This is a genomic window from Pandoraea cepalis, from assembly GCF_902459665.1.
In the GTDB taxonomy this organism is placed as follows: Bacteria; Pseudomonadota; Gammaproteobacteria; order Burkholderiales; family Burkholderiaceae; genus Pandoraea; species Pandoraea cepalis.
The window spans coordinates 23,618-42,003 of the sequence record NZ_CABPSL010000029.1; the positions used below are offsets into that span (position 1 = coordinate 23,618).

Genomic DNA, 18,386 nt, shown 5'->3' on the forward strand with positions numbered 1-18,386 from the left:
TCAGACGCTCCTTGTTGACAGTAGGTCGATGACGTCTTGAGCCGTGCCCGTTTCACCCAGCTTCGGAAAAATGTTCTTGATGCTGTAGTCATGCGCCTCAGAACGCGCGTCCGTCATGGCGTCGAGAGCCAGGGTGACATTGAAGCCATGCTCGTACGCCTGACGCGCGGTCGCCTCAACGCCCGTCCCGGTGGCGACACCAGTGATGACGACTTGGGTAACGCCCAGTGTCTTTAGTTGGTTTTCGAGACCGGTGTTGACGAACGCGCCCCAGGTTCGCTTCGTCACGACGATGTCGCTGGGCTGCTGATCGAGTTCGGGGATGAAGTCGGTCCACCCCGCCGGGAACGATCCGCTGTGACGCGGCCGCTCGGTACGCCCCGGTGCTACGCCGGCAACGTTGACGAGAACGACCGGCAGGCCGCGTTCGCGAAACGCATCGAGCAGTGCGCGCGAACGATCCACGATCCCGTCAATGGGATGAATGAAAGGGGAGCCGACGATGCCTTTTTGCAGGTCAACGATGATAAGGGCGGTAGTCGGGTCGAGCGTGGTGAGGGCCATGCGATTTCCTGAAACGGGTGGTGCCGGCTCAGAAGTCGGCGAGGCGTTGCAGTAGCTTCACTGCAGCCGCGAGTTCGCCTTGTTCCTGAGGGGATAGTTGCGCCTGCAGGGCGCGGACCAGCCAGTCCTCTTTGGCGGTCCGGTTCTCCTTGAGGGTCTTCCGAAAACCAGGCGTCAGGTCGACGAGGGTTTGCCGACCGTCGGTGGGATCGGGTTTGCCGCTGACTGCCTTCATCGCCTCTAGTCCGGCCACCGTGATACGCATGGACTGCGGACGGACGCTTTCCGCACGGGCCAAGGCGGACACGGTGGCGGGCCCGTCGCGGTCCAGACGGAGAAGTACCGACTTCTGGGCGGACGTGAAGTCACCGGGATGGGCTTGCTCCCGCACCCGTCGAATCAGTTTGCCTAGTGAAATGCGCAATTCGCCGGCTAGGATGGCCGCTGAGGGTGCGTTGGATGTGAGTGACGATTTGATCATGTCCAAACTCTAACATAAATGCAGTATAACTGTACAGTTATACTGCATTTATAGTCGCGCTGTGGTGGCGTGTTCTGGGCGATTGGACGGGGCGGTCAACTGATTTCGGCCACGGTATTCAGCGTTTCTTCCGCAACAGCTGGCGCCATTCGGTCTTGAATGCCGACGGCCTTGCGCCCAGACATTCGTAACGGCGCCGCACCAGCGGTGATATTTGAATTTCACTTACGTCGCAATGAACCGTTGACGATCTTTTTCAATTTCGCGGCATCAGCCACTTATCGTTCATCGATGGCCGTGTGCAAGTCGGCATGGGTATCCGATCTCGGACGATCGAAGGATGAGCGAGCCCGGTCAGTGCGGCCGGGGCGACTGGAAATGGCGAATATGAAACGGGGCACGTTAGTATTGTCGTTTTGCCTTGCCACGGCCCTTGCCAACGGCGCAGTGGCTGCCGACGCGCTCTGCGGCGGAAGCTCGGCAATCCTCACGTCGTGGCGGTGTGGTCAAGGCGTGAACGGATTTTGCTACCTGTGGGGCGTTGACACGGCGCTTGCCTGGCGGGTTGTGGCACCGTGCCAACGACCGGCCCGGATGGGGGCGTTGCATTCCCCGACAGAGACAGCGCATGGCTGAAAGAAGGGCCCTTTGTCAACGTCGAAAATCTGCGGCAGATGGCTCCCGGGTTGAATAAGACGCAAGTTTACGCACTCCTGAAAGAACCGCACTTCGATGAAGGCGTGATTGGCGTGCGCGTGTGGAACTACATCTTTGACTTCCGGACGGGACACGGAAACGACTTCATCTCCTGCCAGTACCAAGTCCAGTACGATGAAAATCGGCTGGTCAAGGCGACGTAGTGGAAGGAGCCGGAATGCGAGAAGTATGTGAATCCAACGCCTGTGGCGGCTGCCGCGCCGGCGCCGGTCAAGCGAATCACGCTCGACGCGTCGTTGCTGTTCGGATTCAACCAGTTCGCGCTCGGCGATTTGCGGCCGGAAGGACGCGCCAAACTTGACAGTATCGCGGCCTCGCTTAGCGATAACGTGGCGAACGGTGAGCGAATCAAGGTCGCGGGTTACACCGACCGAATTGGATCGCAAGCCTACAACCAGCAGTTGTCGCTTCATCGAGCCCAGACCGTTCGCGACTATTTCGCCAGCCGGGGCATCGATGCCCATCGGATCGATGCCGTCGGTATGGGGAGTGCGAACCCGGTGTCTTCGGGATGTCCCGACGGACGTTCGACTGCCGCCTTGCAATGCCTCGCAGTTGACCGTCGCGTGACAATCGAAACGGTTCCCGTGGTCGCCAATCAATCGCATTGATCGACTACAGCACTTCTGCGTGCGCGAAAGAGGCTTAACGTTTCGTATGCTGGAAGATGCCGTTCAGTCAGCGCACTGAACGGCATTTTTACTTCGAGGAGGCTGGTGCATTTCACTGGTTGGCGCTGGCTCGCCTCGGACCGTGGTCGACAGCACCGCGCCCCAACCCCGTTACGGCTTGCAGGATTGCCACACGCGCCTGGCCCAGAATCTGCCCTTGCCAAATCGGGTCCTCGAAGCAGAACGCCGCGCGCACCGCTGCTCGAATCGCCGCCGCCTGCGCCGCCGGCGCGTCCGGATGCTGGCGCAGCCAGGCATCCGCCCGCAGCATGTGCAGCATGTCGATGAGCGGTACCGTGCCATATTCGATGGCCATGGCGGTCACCTGCGCATCCGGACACGCAAACCGCAACGTGTCGAGCAATGGCCCGCCAACGTTGGATGCCACCGTCGTTCCGTCGACCGGGCTGGCCAGATCGGCACCCCACCAGGCACGAGCGCGGCTGAGTTCGGCGGCGTCGACTCGTCCCACGCTGATCTTCTCTCCATGACCGGGTGGACCGAGCCCGGTATGAAAGTCGATCCAACCCACCGCTTCGCAAGCCTGCGCATGGTCGTGAATGAGCGCGTCCATCAGTCGGGTGCTTGCCACCGGAGCACGCCCGCCATAGAACAACCCGTCTGCAAATCGATATTGCCCAAGGGTCAGCGCGCGCTGATACGCGGGTTCACCGTGCGCGGCGATATAGTGCGTGATCGCCGCGACATTGTCGTCCGAGGGCGGCCACGTCGGTGGCACCAGCAAGGCGTGCAGATCGGCATAGGCATCGTTGGCCGGCAGCGGTTGCGTGAAGTCGATGCTGTTGCGGTTCAAGTCCACGTTGTCCTCGTTGGTTCGCGACAGCCACGAGAAGCCGTAAGGATTGATGGCATGCACGACAAGGATCGCCACATCAGCCGCCGCCAGGCGTGCCTGTAGCCCTGCATCGCCCAGCAGTGCGACTTGCGCCGCACTGCCGCAAAAGCCCTCCACGCCATGGGTGCCCGACGTCAGGATCAATAGCCGACGGGTGCGCGGTGCCCCGAGCCGCACAACGTCGGTCGCCAGCTCCTCGCCTTCACGCCCCGCGATGCCGGGAAGGAGATGGCTTGTCACGGCGGCCCCAGCAGCCCGCGCAGCGGCGGCAAAGCGCGCGCGTGCCTGGGCATAGGTCGCGGAAAAGAACTTGTTGGCCATGATGCGTTACGCGACCAGGAAGGCCTCAGCCAGACGAACCCAATACGTGGCGCCCAGCGTCAGCACATCGTCGTTGAAGTCATAGCTCGTGTTGTGCAGCATGCACGGGCCGAGCCCGTGTCCGTGTGCGCGGTGATCGCCCAGTCCGTTGCCGATATACGCATAGCATCCCGGACGTTCCTGCAGGAAAAATGAAAAGTCCTCCGCCCCCATGGTCGGGTCGATCGGGTAGACAACGTGGTCGCGCCCGACGATCTCTCGCATGACATCGACGGCGAACTGCGTCTCGGTCGCCGTGTTGACGGTCGGTGGGTAATTGCGCACGAATGTGAATTCCGCCGTACAGCCATAGGCGGCCGCCGTGGATGTGCAGAACTCGCGCATGCGAGTCTCCACCAGATCGAGCACTTCGATCGAGAACGTACGCACGGTGCCGGCCAACGTGGCGGTGTTGGGGATGACGTTGATCGCTTCGCCGGCCTGCATTTGTGTGATGGATAGCACGGCGGCGTCGATCGGACGTTTGTTGCGCGTCATGATGCTCTGCAGACCGGTACCGATCTGCATGGCCGTCAGGACCGGGTCGATGCCATCGTGCGGCATGGCGGCGTGCGCCCCCGTCCCCTTGACGACGATCCGGAACTCATTGCTCGACGCCTGCGTCGCACCCACGCGCGCACCGAAACTACCGGCGGCGAGTCCCGGCCAGTTGTGCAGCGCGAACACCGCGTCGACCGGGAATCGCTCGAACAGGCCGTCCTGAAGCATGGCCTTGGCGCCGCCGCCGCCTTCTTCCGCGGGCTGGAAGATGAACACGATCGTGCCGTCGAACGTGCGATGCGTGGCAAGCTGCTGCGCAGCGCCCAGCAGCATGGCGGTATGACCATCGTGACCGCATGCATGCATCTTGCCGGCATATTGCGAGGCGTGGGCAAAGCTGTTGAGTTCCTGGATGGGCAGGGCATCCATGTCGGCACGCAGACCGATGGTCTTCTTGCCGGTGCCGTTGCGCAACACGCCGACGACCCCTGTCTTGCCGAGGCCGCGGGTGACCTCGATACCCCAGGATTCGAGCAGACGCGCAACGATGTCGGACGTTCGCGCTTCCTCATAACGCAGCTCCGGGTGGGCGTGGAGGTCGCGGCGAATGGCCTGCAACTCGGTGGTGCGTTCAGCGATTTCGGGAATGATGGACATGTAAGCGGGTTCTCCATGGAGGCCCCGATGGCGCCGCCGCCGGCGATCGTCAAGAAAGCCGGGGCGCGACATTGGCCATGGGGCGTGTTGTGGGACTGAAGTGAGTGAGACATGCGCGAGACGACGTCCCGCGCATGGGGAGCGATGCGCAAATCGTTACTGCAACGGCATGCGCGAGCGGTCTTGCAGCATCAGGATCGTGATGAGGCCCACTGCCGCGCCGAACATTCCGTAGTACACGACAGCGAGCTTGTCCCCCGTCCAACTGATGAGAAGCGTGGCGATAGCGCCGGCGAAGCCGCCGAAGATCATGACCGCGAAGTTGTAGCCAATCGCCATCGACGTGGCGCGTACCCGCGATGGGAAGAGTTCACAGACGAAGGCGCAATACGAGCCCTGGAACAAGCCCAGCGAGAGCATCAGGCAACACTGCACGAGAATCAGCATCGGCAGGGTCGGCGTGTGACTCACGGCCAGGAACAGCGGATACGTGATGACCAGGCTGATCACGCCGGACGCTACCATCGGCTTCTTGCGGCCGATGGCGTCTGAAATCCGGCCCGATGCAAACGTACCCACGATGTACGCGACGGCCGCGCACAGCGACGCGATCACGCTGCTCTTGAACGGAATGCCCAGCGACTTCGTGGCGTAACTCGGCATGTAGTAATAGAAGATGTACGTGCCAATGGTGCCGTACACCGTCAGGCCGAAGCCGGCCAGCACCTGTCGCCAGTGCGTGGTCACCGATTCGATGAAAGGCGAGCGACGGGGCTCGGCATGCTGGGTGGCGTGCTTGAACACCGGGGATTCGTCCAGGCGCGAGCGCACATACAGGCCGACTGGCACGATCAACAGGCCGATCGCGAAGGGGATGCGCCATCCGAATGCGTCGATCTGCTCCGGTGTCAGGGTTTGGGTGATACCTACCGATACGATGGCCCCGAGCAACATGCTGCAGGCCTGAGCGATCATCTGGAAGCTGCCGTACACGCCGCGTCGTTCGACAGGGGCATGCTCGACCAGGAAGGCGGTGGCGCTGCCCACTTCGCCGCCGGCGGAAAAGCCTTGCAGGAAACGGCCGATCAACATCAGTACCGGTGCGGCCATGCCGATTGACGCATAGGTTGGCGCAAAGGCGATGACCGCGACACCCACCGCCATGACAGAGATGGTCAGCAGCAGGGCTGACTTGCGGCCATGCCTGTCGGCGACGTTACCCAAAACGATGCCGCCCAGCGGCCGCGTGAGGAACCCCACGCCAAACGTCGTCCAGGTGGCGAGCAAGGCGGCGGTCGGGTTATCGCTGGGAAAGAACTGGCGGGCGATGTTGGCCGCGAAAAACGTGAAGACCGTGAAATCGAACCATTCGAGCGCATTGCCGATCGTAGATACCGCAATCACGCCTACGTCGATACGTTTGCCCGATCGTTCCGGGGCTGTCGGGGTAGCGGCGCTGTCGCGCTCAACTGAAACTTCCATGGAGAGGCTCCTGTCTCGAAGTTTGACCGTGGCAAGCCGGATTTACTTGCTCCGGCTGATTCTGCTTGTGTAAAAAAAGCAATAAAAGCTAGAATTTGTGATCCGTCATCGCAAATATTTTGATGAATTCGCGGTCGACGAGATCTCGACACGACCTACGAGGAAACCCGTGAGCAACCTGCGATTCATGCGCACTTTCATAGCGGTGGCGCGGTACGGCTCGTTCGCTTCGGCGGCCGAACGTCTGGCGATGACGCAGTCGGCGGTGAGCATGCAAATGCGCGCGCTGGAAGAGGAGTTCGGTCACGCAATATTCGATCGGGTGGGGCGTTCGATTGCACTCAACGCCATGGGCCGGGCGTTGCTGCCGCACGCGCAGTTGTTGCTGGCGCAATACCAGAACATGCGCATATTGGCGTCCGGCATCGAGTCGCCCGTCGGCCCTGTCGCGATTGGTGCGATCGAGTCTGCGGTAAGCGCGTTGGCGCCCGCCGTGCTGCAGATCAAGCAGGCGCGCCCGGGCCTGGAGGTCTCGATCGTTACCGCGCGCTCGATGGAACTGACGGCCCAGCTCGACGCCGGTGATATTGATTGCGCGGTGCTGGTCGAGCCGCCGGGGCGTCGGCCCGCGGGGGTGCGCTGGACGCCCCTGTATCGCGAGCCTCTGGTGATGCTTGCCCCTTCCGGGATGAAGCAGGCGTTGAGCGCGCGGCTGCTGGCGACGGAACCCTTCCTGCGCTTCGACCACACACAACGCACGGGGGCGCTGATCGATCGCGCTTTGCGGCGTCAGCGCATCAAGGTCAATGAATTCCTGGAGTTGAGTTCCATTGAAGGCATTGTGGGACTGGTGCGCCAGGGGCTCGGCGTCACCGTCGTGCCAATGCTGCGCAACGCCACGTGGGCGCAAGAAGACACCCTGCGCGTCGTCGCGCTGCCCGACGTGACCGAGCAACGTAGCATTGGTCTGCTGGCGCGCGCCCGCGACGACAAGACCGGTATTACGAGCGTCATCGCCCAGCAGGTTCTCGCACAGGCGTGAGTTTGCGGGCGGCCACGAGTCGCGTTGTCAAGCAAGCCCCGGACGAAGGGGCATCGATCGGAATGTCGGCCTGACGATCGTGGCCGTACCTGAACCGATAGGACCCGAGGGGGAGGGCCGCTCCAATCTTGTGCGCGATGGGTGAGGGAGGCGGCCAGACCGAATGGGTCCGGTGAAGGCAGGCGCGCGACGCTCACACCGAGCGCGTCAGTCCGCCATCAACGCGAATGTTCTGGCCGGTGATGTACCCACCGCCTTCCGACGCGAGGAACGCCACGGTCGCGGCGATCTCTTCCGCCGTGCCGTAGCGCTGCATCGGAACGCTCTCACGGCGTGTTTCTTGCTGCGGCAGACTGTCGATCCAGCCCGGCAGCACATTGTTCATTCGGACGTTGTCCTTCGCGTACTTGTCCGCAAACAGCTTCGTGAATGATGCCAGACCGGCGCGAAACACCGCGGAAGTCGGAAACATGTCGCTCGGCTCGAACGCCCACGCCGTCGAGATGTTGATGATCGCGCCCGCGCCTTGCTTCTGCATGATCGGTGTCACCAGCCGCGTCGGGCGGATCACGTTCATCAGATAGGTGTCCATGCCGCGATGCCAGTCGTCGTCGGTAATCTCCAGAATCGGCGCTCTCGGACCGTGACCTGCGCTGTTGACCAGCACATCGATACGTCCCCAGCGTTCGACGGCCAGCTCGACCAGCGTCGCCAGCGCTTCGTTCGATTGATTCGACCCCGTCACGCCCACGCCACCCAGCGCCGTGGCCAGGGCCTCGCCCTTGCCCGACGACGACAGGATGCCGACTTTGAAGCCATCTGCCGCGAGACGCCGCGCCGCGGCAGCGCCCATGCCACTGCCGCCCGCCGTAATCAACGCCACTTTTTCCACTGTCATACCGATAACCTCCAGAGACGCCGGCATGCCCACAACGGCAGCCCGCATTACGATTCGCGTCTGAAAGCGTAACATCTCGGCGCATCCCCGATGACACATCAGCGCGCTAGTTCGATGAGGCGCTGGCCGCGCGCTCGGCCACAGGGGATTGCGACAAACGGTCATCGCGTTGCGTCGCTTGCGGGTGGGGAGGCGCTATGCGCCCTGGCAAGACAATGGCGCATACCGCGAGTGACTTCGTGTCATCATATGGCATGGTCCAGATCCCACTCTTCCCGCTTGGCAACGCCCTGTTTCCTGCTGGGGTGTTGCATCTGCGCATCTTCGAGGTGCGCTATCTCGACATGATCAAGCGATGTCTCGCCGATGGCACCGAATTTGGTGTGGTCGTCCTGCGCAAGGGCAGCGAGGTACGCTTGCCCGACGGCGTCGAGGAGCCCGCCATGATCGGCACGATGGCGCGCATCGACGACTGGCGCGCGACCATGCCGTCGCTGCTCGAGCTCGTGTGCCGTGGCACGACCAAGTTTCGGCTCGCGTCCGTCGAGCAGGGGAAGTACGGGCTTTGGACGGGCGAAGCGCAAATGCTGCCGGACGATGTCAACATCGCCATCCCCGATAACTTGCAGATCAGTGCCGACACACTGGGCAAGCTGATTGCCGGCTTGCAGCGCGACCCGGCACGCGCGGCAAAATTGCCGCTCGCACCGCCGTACCGTCTGGACGAGTGCGGGTGGGTTGCGGATCGATGGGCCGAGTTGTTGCCGCTGCCGCCGCACGAGAAAGAGGCCCTGCTGGGCATCGTCGATCCGGCGGCGCGTCTGTCGCGCATTCAGGCGTTCCTGACCGATCACGGCGTGCTGTCCTGAGCGCCGACCCGGGCAGGGTCCGGGCGTTCGTTTCGTCAAAGCCGGCCAGACAGGCGATAATGCCGCCTGCAACGTCTTTCCATGCCGACGTTCCGCGTCGTGCCGCAGCCAGCGGCGCCGGGGGCGGCGGCATCGTCACAGAAATCCATGACAGTCCAGATCAACGAAGAACTCAAGGCGTACATCGATCCGCTCACGCCTGATGAATATGCGGCGCTCGAACAGAGCCTGCTGGCCGAGGGATGCCGCGACGCCCTTGTACTGTGGGGCGACGTGCTGGTCGACGGCCACAATCGCTACGCGATTTGCCGCAAGCACAACATCGAATTCCGTACGGTGCAGAACCTCTCGTTCAAGTCCATGGACGACGTGCGCCTGTGGATGATCGACAATCATCTGGGCCGGCGCAGCGTGTCCGATTACCAGCGCGGCGTGCTGGCGTTGCGCAAGAAGACCATTCTCGAAGCCCGCACCGGTAGCGACAATCCGGCGCAAGCCGAGGCGCCGCCGGCCGCTTCGGCGAGCGATGCGGCTGAGGCAATGGGGACCAATGCGTCGATCCCCGCGCATACGATGGCGCTCACGCGCGCGGCGTTGGCGCGTGCGGCGCGATTGTCGAGCAATACGCTGGGGCAGATCGAGCAGATCCACACGGCGGCGGCGCCGGAGCTGGTGGATGCCGTCAAACGTGGGGAGGTGTCGATCAACGCGGCCGCGGCCGTCTCGACCTTGCCGCAGGCGGCACAGGTGGCCGCGGTGGTCGCTGGCAAGCAGGAGTTGCGTGAGCTGGCGCGTCAGGTGCGTGAGGCGCGTCCGGTCAAGCCACGCAAGCGGAAGGACGACGAGATCGCTGACGAAGACGACGGCACGCCGCCGTGGGATACCACTGCGGAGCCGACCGACGAACTCACGCGTCTGTCAAAGGAACTCAAAGCCATGACCGCCGAGCGCGATGCGCTCAAGAAGCGGGTGGCCCATCTGACCATTGCGCTGGCGGAGGCGCGAGCGGGCAAGTAAGTATGCGAACACCCAGATCCCAAGCCCTTCATGAGGCCATCCGCGACACGCTGCGAGACGAAATCTTGCGCGGCGTGCTCCCGGGTGGGTATCAACTGCGTCAGGAAGCCCTGGCTGAGCGTTTCAACGCAAGCCGGGTGCCGGTGCGCGAAGCGTTGCGGCAATTGGAAGCGGAGGGGTTGGTTACCCACCCTCTGAACCGTGGCGCGACCGTGACGAGCATGAACCTCGAGCTATTGTGCGAGTTGCTCGACATTCGTGTCGCGCTCGAATGCCATGCCGCGAAGCTTGCCGTGCCCAACATGGCGGAGCGCGACTTCCAGGGGATGGAACAGATCCTGGCGGACTATTCGGCGTCCGAAGCCGTCTCGGAATGGGCCGAATACAACCGACGTTTCCATCTTGCGCTGTCGGCGCCCGCCAACAACCGCCGTTTGCGGATGCTCGTCGAAGCCTACTGCCTGAACACCGACCGCTACTCGCATCTGGCGATGTCGCAGGCGACCGGCAAAGAGAACCCGCAGCACGATCACTACGAAATTCTCGCGGCATGCCGGCGTCGCGACGTGGGGGCGGTCGTGTCCCTGCTCGAGGCGCATATCCTCGCCACCCGTAACGAAATCAAGGCGATGGCGCGCGAAGACGCCAGCTTCCTCCCGCAGGCTGCTGTCTGAGTCGCCCCTGTCGATCACAGCGGTCGACGCCCCGATTCGCGCTTATTTGTGAATTCAGTGCACGAATCTTGTTCGTCTGAGGGGGCTTCTTGTGCGTGCGCGAATCCGGGACACTGTGCGCTTCCGTCGCGCCGTTCAACGGGCGTTGATTTCCTTGGCGCGACGCATCTGACAGGAGTTGCACTCATGAGTCTTCCCGCCTTTGGCCTCGGCACGTTCCGTTTGAAGGGGCAAACCGTCGTCGATACCGTTACCCAGGCGCTCGCGCTGGGATACCGCGCGATCGACACCGCGCAGATCTACGAGAACGAAGCCGACATCGGGCACGCACTGACGGCATCGGGCGTCAAGCGTGACGCGTTGCATCTGACCACCAAGATCTGGGTCGACAACTTTTCCCGTGACAAGTTGATTCCGAGCCTGAAGGACAGTCTCTCGAAGCTCGGCACCGACCGGGTCGATCTCACGCTGATTCACTGGCCGTCGCCCGCCAATGCAGTGCCGATGGCGGAATATCTTGGCGCGTTGCGCGAAGCCCGCGAGCAGGGCTTGACCCGTGCCATCGGCGTGTCCAACTTCACCATTGCGCTGCTGCAGCAGGCCATTGGCATTGTTGGGCCGGGCGAGCTGGCGACCTTGCAGATCGAGCTGAGTCCATACCTGCAGAACCGCAAACTGGCGGAATTTGCGCGTTCGCAGGGCGTTCACGTCACGTCATACATGACGCTGGCGTACGGAAAAGTTTTGAACGATCCGGTGCTCGTGAAAATTGCCGAGGCGCACGAGGCGACCACGGCGCAAGTCGCGCTGGCCTGGGCGATGCAGCAGGGATACGCCGTCATTCCGTCGTCCACCAAGCGCGAGAATCTGGCGAGCAACATGAAGGCGTGCGACCTGAGGCTAAGCAATGACGACATGGCACGGATCGCCACGCTCGATCGCAACGAGCGTCAGGCCAATCCGGCGTCGCTCGCGCCCGCTTGGGACTGAAATACGCGCGAGTCGGGAGATTGCGGGTGCGGCGGGGGATTGCGGAGCGCGCGCTCGATGTGTGACGGTGGCGGGGCGTGTGCGAGAATAGCGCATTGCCGATAGCGGCCAATTGCGCTGTGCGGGGCGCGTCCGAAATGGGGCGGGCGACGCGTAGCGGCTTTTCGTCAACGTTTCATGAATCGAGAGTTACCCGCCACCGACGAGACCTACATGGGCCTGGCGCTGCAGCAGGCCCGCGCCGCGATGGTGCAGGGAGAGGTGCCGGTGGGTGCCGTCGTCGTTTGCGACGGACAGGTGATTGCCGTTGGGCACAACTGTCCAGTCGGCGGCCACGACCCGTCGGCTCATGCCGAAATGCAGGCGCTGCGCGCGGCGGCACAGGCGTTGGGCAACTATCGTCTGCCGGAATGCGAACTGTACGTGACGCTCGAGCCGTGCGTCATGTGTGCGGGTGCGATCATGCATGCGCGCGTGAAGCGCGTCGTGTATGGGGCGGCGGATCCCAAGACCGGGGCGTGCGGCAGCGTGGTCGACCTGTTCGCGGAACCTCGGCTCAATCATCATGCCGAAGTGCTCGGCGGCGTCATGCGCGACGAGTGCGTCGACATTCTCCAGACCTTCTTCAGTGAACGACGTGCCGCTGCGAAGGCGCGTCGCTCGTCGGCGTCCGCCGAGTCGGTGGGCGAGACCCCAACCCCAACACCGGGATCCCTCAATTGACGCAGACCAGGCTTCTCGAACTGATTGCCCCGTCGGGCTACGCCCCCGACCCCGACGTCGCCTTGCGCGGCATCGAGACATTGGAGCGACTCGGCTACACCGTCAGCAATCGCGAGGCGCTTGCGCGTCGGTACTTGCGCTTTGCGGGAACCGATGCCGAGCGCGTTGCCGAAATCAACCAGTTGGCGGGGCGTGACCATCCCGTGCCCGAGATCGTCCTCGCGGTGCGTGGCGGATATGGCGCCGTGCATCTGCTCGACCAGCTTGACTACGAAGGCCTGCATCGCCGGTTATCGGGAGCACCGGTCGCCATCATCGGTCATAGCGACTTCACGGCCGTGCAGTTGGCACTGTTGGCGCAGGCCCATCTCACCACGTTCGCGGGGCCGATGTTGCTGGCGGACTTCGGGGCTGATCCGCTGAGCGATTTCACCCTGACGCAATTCCAATCCGTATTGCGTTCGCCGAGTCACGTGGCCGAGTGGCTGGGGGATGGGGCGAGCGGCGATATCGACGTGTCGGGCACCTTGTGGGGCGGCAACCTGGCGATGGTCTGCAGCCTGATCGGTACCCGGTACCTGCCGCAGATCGAGGGGGGCGTGTTGTTCGTCGAAGATGTCAACGAGCCGCCGTATCGCGTTGAGCGGATGCTGTACCAGTTGCATCAGTCCGGCATTCTGGCGCGTCAACGTGCGTTGGTGCTTGGGGATTTCTCACAGTACCGAGTGACCGAATATGATAACGGATACGACATGCCGGCGATGATCGAGAGCGTGCGTAAAGTAATCGGCATTCCGATCGTGACCGATATGCCGTTTGGTCACTGTCCCGACAAACTGACCTTGCCGGTGGGCGGACAGGCCAGATTGCAGACATCCGGGGCGCAGGTCACGCTGACGCTTACGGGATATCCCTATCTGTACGCGTAATTTCCAAGCGAGCGCCGACTGAGCGTTCGATAAAGCGGCATAGCGGCAAGCGAAAGCACGCCGGGTCGAAACAACGGCCCGGCGTGCTTTTTTGTTGTTGCGTCGATTGACGTCTATTGGGCGATGTTGCGTGATTTTTTGCGTTATTTGACGGTGTTTTTGGTAGGTTTGTCGACAACCAAAATCTACGGGCGGGGAGGGGGCCGAATGAGCTCGGGCGAAGGAGTACGCGTGAACGGGCGGGGCCGTGCGGGGGCGACTATACGTTTAAGCACAGCCTGAATATCCGAATCTGGCTATGTTTCCGCGGGATGGATTTGGCTACACTGCTTCGATCATTTCGCCATTCCCCGAATGCCAGGACACCATGGCCAGCCACATTGCAAGTTCCAGCGACTATCCGCGCGACCTCATCGGTTATGGCCGTCACGTACCGTTTGCCGACTGGCCGGGGCGTGCGCGCATTGCCGTTCAGTTCGTTCTGAATTACGAAGAAGGCGGCGAGAACTGTGTATTGCACGGCGATCGCGCGTCCGAGCAATTCCTGTCCGAGATCATTGGCGCGGCGGCGTACGAAGCGCGTCACATGAGCATGGAGTCCATTTACGAATATGGGTCGCGGGCGGGCGTGTGGCGCATCTTGCGCGAATTCGAGCGCCGCGGGCTTCCGTTGACCGTGTTTGGCGTGGCGATGGCCATGCAGCGTCATCCTGAGGTGACAGCCGCTTTTCAGGAATTGGGGCATGAGATCGCGTGTCACGGGTGGCGCTGGATTCACTACCAGAACATGGACGAGGCGACAGAGCGCGAGCACATGCGCATCGCGATCGACCTCTTCAAGGCAATGACGGGCAGCGCGCCGCTTGGCTGGTACACGGGTCGTGACAGCCCGAATACGCGGCGTCTGGTGGTCGAGCAGGGCGGGTTCGTGTACGACTCCGACAACTATGGCGACGACCTGCCATTCTGGACACAGGTGCGGACCGGCACGGGCGACGTCAAGCCTCACCTTGTCGTGCCTTACACCCTCGATTCCAACGACATGCGCTTCGCGGCACCGCAGGGCTTCAATACGGCGGATCACTTCTTCCATTATCTGCGCGATGCGTTTGACGTCTTGTATGCGGAAGGGGACGAGGCACCGAAGATGTTGTCGGTGGGCATGCATTGCCGCTTGCTGGGTCGCCCAGGGCGATTTGCGGCGTTGCAGCGATTCCTCGATCACATTGAGAAACATGATCGTGTGTGGGTGTGTCGTCGTATCGACGTGGCACGTCACTGGCAGACGCGCCATCCGTACGTGGCGGCGTGAGCGAGCAGATTTGGGTGAGGCGGCTACGTTGGGAACCGGCGTGGTCACTGGTAGAAATTTGAATCCGAAAGGCGTCACTCGGCTGTGCGAAAAGCATGGCGGGGCGCCACCTTTGTTCTCCGGGAGAGCAGTGAATGAACGCCCCGTTGTCTATGACCCAACGTACCGTTGCCGAACTGTCGGCGTTGCCCCGTGCCGAGTTCGTTGCGGCGCTCGACGGCATCTTCGAGCATTCGCCTTGGGTGGCCGAAGCGGCTTGGGACGACCGTCCGTTTGCCACCGTCGAGGCGTTGCAGGACGCCATGTGTCAGGCCGTCATCGATGCTGGCGAAGGCCCTCAGCTCGACCTCATCCGTGCTCACCCCGAATTGGCGGGCAAAGCGGCCGTGCGAGGCGAACTGACGGCCGAGTCCACGCGTGAGCAAGCGGGGGCGGGGCTGGACCAGTGCAGTGCCGACGAATTTGCGCGCCTGACCGAACTCAACGACGCGTACAAAGCCAAGTTCGGGTTCCCGTACATTCTGGCGGTGCGTGGGCATACGCGTGCCAGCATCATCGAAAACTTCGCGGCGCGCGTTGCAAACAGCCGGGCGGACGAGATCGACGAATGCTTGCGACAGATCTTCCGTATCGCCGGATTCCGTCTGCAGGATCTGGTTCGCGACTGAACCGTAAGGAGACTGGGCGGATAGTGTCGGCCCGAGTGGTTTCCGTCCGTTGCAACCCGATTCGTTCCGTTTCAGACATTACCCAGCATCAAGGAGTTGGCATGGCCCTCGCCCCGCAAGACCCGAACGCACCGGAATTTGTGCGCCGTTACGTCAACTTGGCTGATCCGCGCCTGGGTGCGCAGGCGTTGGAGGCCAGCGACGAGTTTTTCGCGGCCAAGGAGCGCATGCTCAACCCTGAGCCGGCCGTGTTCATCCCTGGCAAATACGACGACAACGGCAAGTGGATGGATGGTTGGGAGACACGTCGCAAGCGTGTGAACGGCTACGACTGGTGTGTGGTCAAGCTGGCGCGACCGGGCGTGTTGTTTGGCGTTGACCTCGACACCAGCCACTTCACCGGCAACTTTCCGCCGGCCGCGTCGCTCGAGGGTTGCCACAGCCCGGACGGCGCTCCGGGCGAGTCGGCCGAGTGGTTCGAATTGCTGGCGTCGACCAGCTTGCAGGGCAATGCTCACCACTACCATGCGATCACCAACCCGCGTGCGGTGACCCATGTGCGAGTGAACCTGTACCCCGATGGTGGCCTGGCGCGTTTGCGCGTGTATGGGTTGCCGCAGAGCGATTGGGCGCGACGCTCGCGTGACGAGTTGATCGACCTCATCGCGATGGAGAATGGCGGTTACGTCGTCGCGGCGAACAACCAGCATTTCGGGATGGCGTCGAACCTGTTGATGCCGGGCCGGGGGGTGAACATGGGCGATGGGTGGGAGACGCGTCGACGTCGTGAGCCGGGCAACGACTGGGCGATCATTGCGTTGGCGCAGCCGGGCGAGATTGCGAAGATCGAAGTGGACACGGCGCACTTCAAGGGCAACTTCCCGGATCGTTGTTCCATTCAGGCGGCGTATGTGACGGGCGGCACCGAGCAGTCCCTGATTACGCAGTCGATGTTCTGGCCTGAGCTGTTGCCTGAGCAGAAATTGGCGATGGACAAGCAATTCAGCTTTGAGGAGCAGGTACAGAGGCTGGGGGCGATCACGCACATTCGCTTCAACATCATTCCGGACGGGGGTGTATCGCGTTTGCGATTGTGGGGCCGGTTGAGCGAAAAGAAAGCGTAAGCGTGAATGAATCCCTCTCGCGGTCGGCGACGTTTGCGAGAGGGGGAAATGAAAAAGGGAAAAAAAAGGAGAGTGACATGGCGGGAGCGGCGTTGAAGATCGAGCGATTGACGCGAGAGGCGTTTGCGCCGTTTGGCGATGTGATCGAGTTGTCGGGGGCGAAGCATTTCGGGATCAATGGCGGGACGACGGAGCGGTTTCACGATTTGGCGACGGTAGATTTGGGGCCGGAGGGCGGTCGCACGTTGGTCAATGTGTTTCGTGGCCAGCCGAGGCAGTTGCCGTATGAGGTGAAGATGTTGGAGCGGCATCCGTTGGGGAGTCAGGCGTTCATACCGTTGAAGACGACGCCGTACCTGGTGGTGGTAGCGCCGGCGGGCGAATTGGATGTGAGTCAGATGAGGGCGTTTGTTTCGGAGGGGTGGCAGGGGGTGAACTATGCGCGTGGCGTGTGGCATCACCCGTTGTTGGCGTTGGATGAGGTGAGTGACTTCGTGGTGGTGGATCGGGGTGGAGAGGGTCACAACTGTGACGAGCAGGATTTGCCGGGCACGTACGTGTTGACGCGAGCGGCGTTGGAGGCGGTGCGCTCAGCGAGAAAGGCCGCATAAGCAAAGCGGTAGCGAACGATAAGTGCAGGACAGCGAAGACGCCGGGGAGAGCCCGGCGTTTTGCATATGGGGGGGACGAAAAAGCGAGGGAGGAGAGCGAGAGGAGGTGCTAGGAGGAGGTAGGAGGAGAAGATGTACTGGAGAGGTGTGGGCGACGACGCGGCCGTCCTGCGGCAGATGCGGAGCACGCGCGGGGCGGGTGCGGCGTCGCGATGGCGATGGAGACGGGCGGTGTCGACGGGACAGGGGCGGTGTGGGGGGAGGCGAGGGAAGCGGGCGGTGTCGGTGGGGGGACTGGGGGCGTGGAGGGGGATGGACCGGGGCCCCTTTCTGCAGCGAGTTGGGTTTATGTTTGAGAGGCGGAAAGGGGCCCCGGTCCGTCTAGGGGAGCGGTGTTGAGTTCAAATCACTAATATGGTGCGAAATGATGGGAGTGGTGCACGGAAATCGTGCGAAAGGGTTAAAAAGCAGCACGGGCATGGATATTGCACGATCTCGACACAGCAATCTGCGGAGAAGCAAATGGTCGAGAGCTACAACGAGATGGCGAGCATCACGGGTGCGACGCGTGCGCATTACCGGCGGTTTGACGATTGGCTTAAATGCCAGTCCGAGGATGTCTTGCACCACAAGCGGGCCGAGGCCGACTTGGCGTTCCGGCGAGTGGGGATCACATTTGCTGTGTATGGCAATGAGGCGGGCACAGAGCGCTTGATCCCATTCGATTTGATCCCACGAATTGTTCCTGCTCACGAATGGCAGACCTTGCAGGCGGGATTGCGCCAGCGTGTGGACGCGTTGAACCGGTTCGTTCATGACGTCTACCATGAGCAGGACATCTTGCGTGCCGGGGTCATTCCGGCGGAGCAGGTATTACAGAACGCGCAGTATCGTCCTGAGATGCAGGGGGTGGACGTACCGGGCGACATTTACGCACATATCGCGGGTGTGGATGTCGTGCGGGCGGGGGCGGGCGACGATGGCGTGTTCTACGTGCTGGAGGACAATCTCCGAGTGCCGTCCGGCGTGTCGTACATGCTGGAAAACCGCAAAATGATGATGCGGTTATTCCCTGAACTGTTCGCGAGAAACCGAATTGCGCCGGTCGAGCATTATCCTGACCTGTTGCTGGACAGTCTGCGCGCCGTGGCGCCGGTGGGGGTGGGGGTGTCAGAATTTCCGTGTTCAAGGCGAGTTGAGAATTACACGGACGGTCGAACGAATCGATCCGCGTAAAGGA

General features: G+C 62.3%; 19 protein-coding genes and 1 pseudogene. 14 read left to right on the forward strand and 6 right to left on the reverse strand.

Going from position 1 to position 18,386, the window contains the following annotated elements; translation table 11 throughout:
- Positions 1–564: an isochorismatase family protein gene (locus tag PCE31106_RS22915; RefSeq protein WP_150564793.1), complete on the reverse strand. Its 564-nt coding sequence runs from the start codon at positions 562–564 to the stop codon at positions 1–3.
- A gap of 28 nt (positions 565–592) precedes the next feature.
- Complete coding sequence (locus PCE31106_RS22920) at positions 593–1,045, reverse strand: MarR family winged helix-turn-helix transcriptional regulator (protein ID WP_150564794.1); 453 nt, start codon at positions 1,043–1,045, stop codon at positions 593–595.
- Positions 1,046–1,620: 575 nt separating this feature from the next.
- Here PCE31106_RS22920 and PCE31106_RS24690 point away from each other — a divergent pair.
- Positions 1,621–1,905, forward strand: a complete 285-nt coding sequence (locus tag PCE31106_RS24690; RefSeq protein ID WP_254441285.1) for an outer membrane protein assembly factor BamE — start codon at positions 1,621–1,623, stop codon at positions 1,903–1,905.
- Between the two features lie 27 nt (positions 1,906–1,932).
- Positions 1,933–2,373, forward strand: coding sequence for an OmpA family protein (locus PCE31106_RS24695; protein WP_254441287.1), 441 nt, complete (start codon positions 1,933–1,935; stop codon positions 2,371–2,373).
- Between the two features lie 112 nt (positions 2,374–2,485).
- Here PCE31106_RS24695 and PCE31106_RS22930 read toward each other — a convergent pair whose 3' ends face one another.
- The 3 genes from PCE31106_RS22930 to PCE31106_RS22940 form a co-directional block, all read right to left on the reverse strand.
- Positions 2,486–3,610: a M14 family metallopeptidase gene (locus PCE31106_RS22930; RefSeq protein WP_150564795.1), complete on the reverse strand. Its 1,125-nt coding sequence runs from the start codon at positions 3,608–3,610 to the stop codon at positions 2,486–2,488.
- A gap of 6 nt (positions 3,611–3,616) precedes the next feature.
- The gene (locus PCE31106_RS22935) at positions 3,617–4,807 is read right to left on the reverse strand and encodes a M20 aminoacylase family protein (protein ID WP_017232068.1); all 1,191 of its coding nucleotides are present in this window, start codon (positions 4,805–4,807) and stop codon (positions 3,617–3,619) included.
- Positions 4,808–4,963: 156 nt separating this feature from the next.
- Positions 4,964–6,289, reverse strand: coding sequence for an MFS transporter (locus tag PCE31106_RS22940; RefSeq protein WP_150564796.1), 1,326 nt, complete (start codon positions 6,287–6,289; stop codon positions 4,964–4,966).
- Between the two features lie 169 nt (positions 6,290–6,458).
- On the opposite strand from PCE31106_RS22940, the gene PCE31106_RS22945 reads away from it, so the two are divergent.
- A complete protein-coding gene (locus PCE31106_RS22945; RefSeq protein WP_150564797.1) occupies positions 6,459–7,331 on the forward strand; it encodes a LysR family transcriptional regulator in 873 nt (290 codons plus the stop codon).
- Positions 7,332–7,524: 193 nt separating this feature from the next.
- Here the strand turns inward: PCE31106_RS22945 and PCE31106_RS22950 are convergent, their stop codons facing one another.
- Complete coding sequence (locus tag PCE31106_RS22950) at positions 7,525–8,229, reverse strand: SDR family oxidoreductase (RefSeq protein WP_026131619.1); 705 nt, start codon at positions 8,227–8,229, stop codon at positions 7,525–7,527.
- A gap of 254 nt (positions 8,230–8,483) precedes the next feature.
- Here PCE31106_RS22950 and PCE31106_RS22955 point away from each other — a divergent pair, with 254 nt between their 5' ends.
- The 11 genes and pseudogenes from PCE31106_RS22955 to PCE31106_RS23005 form a co-directional block, all read left to right on the forward strand.
- Positions 8,484–9,098, forward strand: a complete 615-nt coding sequence (locus tag PCE31106_RS22955) for an LON peptidase substrate-binding domain-containing protein (protein WP_026131620.1) — start codon at positions 8,484–8,486, stop codon at positions 9,096–9,098.
- A gap of 147 nt (positions 9,099–9,245) precedes the next feature.
- Complete coding sequence (locus tag PCE31106_RS22960; protein WP_026131621.1) at positions 9,246–10,115, forward strand: ParB N-terminal domain-containing protein; 870 nt, start codon at positions 9,246–9,248, stop codon at positions 10,113–10,115.
- Positions 10,116–10,117: 2 nt separating this feature from the next.
- Positions 10,118–10,789: a GntR family transcriptional regulator gene (locus tag PCE31106_RS22965; protein ID WP_026131622.1), complete on the forward strand. Its 672-nt coding sequence runs from the start codon at positions 10,118–10,120 to the stop codon at positions 10,787–10,789.
- Positions 10,790–10,975: 186 nt separating this feature from the next.
- Positions 10,976–11,779, forward strand: coding sequence for a 2,5-didehydrogluconate reductase DkgB (dkgB, locus tag PCE31106_RS22970; protein WP_150564798.1), 804 nt, complete (start codon positions 10,976–10,978; stop codon positions 11,777–11,779).
- 177 nt (positions 11,780–11,956) lie between these two features.
- Positions 11,957–12,502 (forward strand): tRNA adenosine(34) deaminase TadA, encoded by a 546-nt coding sequence (gene tadA, locus PCE31106_RS22975; protein WP_150564799.1) that lies wholly within the window; start codon positions 11,957–11,959, stop codon positions 12,500–12,502.
- Positions 12,499–13,431: a muramoyltetrapeptide carboxypeptidase gene (ldcA, locus tag PCE31106_RS22980; protein ID WP_150564800.1), complete on the forward strand. Its 933-nt coding sequence runs from the start codon at positions 12,499–12,501 to the stop codon at positions 13,429–13,431. Before tadA ends, ldcA begins: the two co-directional genes overlap by 4 nt.
- Positions 13,432–13,798: 367 nt before the next feature.
- A complete protein-coding gene (gene puuE / locus PCE31106_RS22985) occupies positions 13,799–14,743 on the forward strand; it encodes an allantoinase PuuE (protein WP_039829837.1) in 945 nt (314 codons plus the stop codon).
- A gap of 146 nt (positions 14,744–14,889) precedes the next feature.
- Entirely contained in the window at positions 14,890–15,411 is a 522-nt protein-coding gene (uraD, locus tag PCE31106_RS22990) for a 2-oxo-4-hydroxy-4-carboxy-5-ureidoimidazoline decarboxylase (RefSeq protein ID WP_026131624.1), read from the forward strand.
- Between the two features lie 101 nt (positions 15,412–15,512).
- Positions 15,513–16,535 carry an allantoicase gene (alc, locus tag PCE31106_RS22995; RefSeq protein ID WP_150564801.1) on the forward strand — a complete coding sequence of 341 codons (1,023 nt, stop codon included), beginning with the start codon at positions 15,513–15,515 and terminating at the stop codon, positions 16,533–16,535.
- A gap of 77 nt (positions 16,536–16,612) precedes the next feature.
- Positions 16,613–17,146: an ureidoglycolate lyase gene (locus PCE31106_RS23000; protein WP_150564802.1), complete on the forward strand. Its 534-nt coding sequence runs from the start codon at positions 16,613–16,615 to the stop codon at positions 17,144–17,146.
- A gap of 522 nt (positions 17,147–17,668) precedes the next feature.
- Positions 17,669–18,310, forward strand: a pseudogene (locus tag PCE31106_RS23005) (circularly permuted type 2 ATP-grasp protein); the annotation flags it as partial.
- Between the last annotated feature and the right edge of the window lie 76 nt (positions 18,311–18,386).

What these genes read in the sequence shown, in the direction of transcription:
- PCE31106_RS22915 (WP_150564793.1), bottom strand. Translation starts at nt 564, where the DNA reads ATGGCCCTCACCACGCTCGACCCGACTACCGCCCTTATCATCGTTGAC.
- PCE31106_RS22920 (WP_150564794.1), bottom strand. Translation starts at nt 1,045, where the DNA reads ATGATCAAATCGTCACTCACATCCAACGCACCCTCAGCGGCCATCCTA.
- PCE31106_RS22930 (WP_150564795.1), bottom strand. Translation starts at nt 3,610, where the DNA reads ATGGCCAACAAGTTCTTTTCCGCGACCTATGCCCAGGCACGCGCGCGC.
- PCE31106_RS22935 (WP_017232068.1), bottom strand. Translation starts at nt 4,807, where the DNA reads ATGTCCATCATTCCCGAAATCGCTGAACGCACCACCGAGTTGCAGGCC.
- PCE31106_RS22940 (WP_150564796.1), bottom strand. Translation starts at nt 6,289, where the DNA reads ATGGAAGTTTCAGTTGAGCGCGACAGCGCCGCTACCCCGACAGCCCCG.
- PCE31106_RS22950 (WP_026131619.1), bottom strand. Translation starts at nt 8,229, where the DNA reads ATGACAGTGGAAAAAGTGGCGTTGATTACGGCGGGCGGCAGTGGCATG.
- PCE31106_RS22955 (WP_026131620.1), top strand. Translation starts at nt 8,484, where the DNA reads ATGGTCCAGATCCCACTCTTCCCGCTTGGCAACGCCCTGTTTCCTGCT.
- PCE31106_RS22960 (WP_026131621.1), top strand. Translation starts at nt 9,246, where the DNA reads ATGACAGTCCAGATCAACGAAGAACTCAAGGCGTACATCGATCCGCTC.
- PCE31106_RS22965 (WP_026131622.1), top strand. Translation starts at nt 10,118, where the DNA reads ATGCGAACACCCAGATCCCAAGCCCTTCATGAGGCCATCCGCGACACG.
- dkgB (WP_150564798.1), top strand. Translation starts at nt 10,976, where the DNA reads ATGAGTCTTCCCGCCTTTGGCCTCGGCACGTTCCGTTTGAAGGGGCAA.
- tadA (WP_150564799.1), top strand. Translation starts at nt 11,957, where the DNA reads ATGAATCGAGAGTTACCCGCCACCGACGAGACCTACATGGGCCTGGCG.
- puuE (WP_039829837.1), top strand. Translation starts at nt 13,799, where the DNA reads ATGGCCAGCCACATTGCAAGTTCCAGCGACTATCCGCGCGACCTCATC.
- alc (WP_150564801.1), top strand. Translation starts at nt 15,513, where the DNA reads ATGGCCCTCGCCCCGCAAGACCCGAACGCACCGGAATTTGTGCGCCGT.
- PCE31106_RS23000 (WP_150564802.1), top strand. Translation starts at nt 16,613, where the DNA reads ATGGCGGGAGCGGCGTTGAAGATCGAGCGATTGACGCGAGAGGCGTTT.